The 1879-nt window shown below is 74.5% G+C and carries 2 protein-coding genes; both read right to left on the reverse strand.

Going from position 1 to position 1879, the window contains the following annotated elements:
* Positions 1 to 51: 51 nt before the first annotated feature.
* A complete protein-coding gene (locus ITI46_RS34325; protein WP_209243961.1) occupies positions 52 to 642 on the reverse strand; it encodes an N-acetylmuramoyl-L-alanine amidase in 591 nt (196 codons plus the stop codon).
* A gap of 95 nt (positions 643 to 737) precedes the next feature.
* On the reverse strand, positions 738 to 1879 hold a 1142-nt coding region (locus tag ITI46_RS34330), incomplete at its 5' end, for an NsdA family TPR-like regulatory protein (protein WP_209243962.1).

Raw genomic sequence — 1879 nt, forward strand, 5'->3', positions numbered from 1 at the left:
GGGCGGCACCCCTCCATTGTGGGCCGGGGGTTCAGGGTGCCGCCCGGTGGGTTACTCGAGGCGGTTGGCGATCCGCTGGCGCATGTCGTCCATGGTGAAGCCGCGCGGGTCGGTCTTCTGGTCCGTCCACTCCAGGTGGCCGATGACCGACGGGGCGCCCCAGCCGTGGTGCCGGCACAGCGCGGCGGCGGCTCGCTCGATGGCGTCCAGCTGCTCGGCCGGCCACGGGTCCTCGCCGTCTCCGAGGTTCTCGCACTCGAAGCCGTAGAAATACCTGTTCCCGTCGGTGTTCTGCTGGTTCGGCCGGGGCAGGGAGCGCTCGGCGATGACGGCGCGCAGTACGTCGTCATCGCCGGAGCCCGCGTGGTTGGCCCGGCCGTGCCCGGTCAGGTGGACGGTGCCGTCCTTGGTGATGCAGCCGTGCGCGAGGGGGCCCGGCAGCTCCGGGTGGCCGTCGTAGATCAGGTCGACTGTCTCGGCCGAGCCGCTGGTGACGGTGTGGTGGATCACGATGCCGTGCACCGGGCCCCACGGACCGTGCTGGTTGCGGTTGTGGTTGCGCCAGTCGCGGACCTCCTCGATCTTGACGCCCTCCTTCTTGAGGGCCTGGACGAAAGCGGTCGCGGTGATGGGTGTGGCCATGCTCGCCCCCGTCTGCTGGGTCTGTCCGTCGCCGGTGCCGCTGTCAGGGCGCTGCCGGAGCGGCCCTGGGCTTCATACCCGTTATCGGGCCCCTTCTAGCCGACCTGCCCGGCACTCGCAGGCGGGCCCGCCTGCAGGAGGAGCGAACGCACCCGGCGGTGGCGGGCATACGGGCGCAGCAGACCCGGTATCCGGGAGCGGGCCGCCAGCACCCGGCCCGAACGCACCTGCTCCGACACCTCCAGAAAGCCGCTCCAGGTGGCGCACGCCTCCTCCAGGCGCCCGCGGGAGAGCAGCAGTTCGGCCAGCTCCGCCTGGCACAGGGCGCGCGTGCGGCGCTCGGCGGTGGGGCGCGAGGACAGCGAGGCGCGCAGATCGCGGATGGCGCCCTCCCGGTCGCCCAGTGCGACCCGTACCTGACTGGACTGGTAGAGCAGCGCCGCGTCCTGGTACGTGCCGACCGGTTCGCCGCTCGGGCTCTCCGGTCCTGTCGTCAGATCGACGGGTGCGCGCGCCAACTGGCGCTCGGCGCGGGCCAGCGCGTCCAGTGCCAGGTCCCGTTCGCCGCACGCCGCGCCGGCGACGGCCAGCCCCGCGTACAGGAACGCGCGGGCCGAGGGATCGGTGTCCGCCGGGGCCGCCGAGAGGGCCGCCTCGGCGAGCGCCAGGCTCGCACGGGGGTGGCCCAGTTGGTGCGCCTGCGAGCTGAGTGCGCGGCGGGCCAGCGCCACCCCCTCCGGGTCCGCCGCCGCCTCGGCGAGTTCGGCCGCGGTGAGGAAGGCGCGCTGGGCGAGACCGTGCCGCTGTTCGTCGGCGTAGACCCGCGCCAGCAGATAGCTGAGCCGCGCCGCGCCCGCCTGCATCCCGCGCTGGTGTACGCCCTCTTCCCCGTGGCGCAGGGTACGGACGAGCCCGGAGAGGTAGGCGGCGAGCGAGGTGCGGATGTGGCCGCCGCCGTGCCGGTCCGCCTGGAGCGCGAAGAACCGGGCGTGCTCGTGGACCGAGGCCACCTCGCCGGGACCGGGACTCGCGACGGGCCGGGAGCCGCGTGACGTACAGGCGTTGCGGGCGCCCGGCAGCGGCGCGGGAGTGGGAGCGCCGGGCGTTGTGGCGGGGAGGTTCGGGAGGGAGGTGCCGGAGGCCGTACCGGCCGCGCCCTCCCGGTGATCGGCGCCGGATCCCCGCACCGTCTCGGCCAGCAGCCTCAGGGTGTACGGGGCCGGGGGAGGGGCGTCGG

This window comes from Streptomyces oryzae (assembly GCF_017676365.1).
In the GTDB taxonomy this organism is placed as follows: Bacteria; Actinomycetota; Actinomycetes; order Streptomycetales; family Streptomycetaceae; genus Streptomyces; species Streptomyces oryzae.

Excerpts from the sequence above, each read along its gene's own strand:
- ITI46_RS34325 (WP_209243961.1), bottom strand. The coding sequence starts at position 642 with ATGGCCACACCCATCACCGCGACCGCTTTCGTCCAGGCCCTCAAGAAG.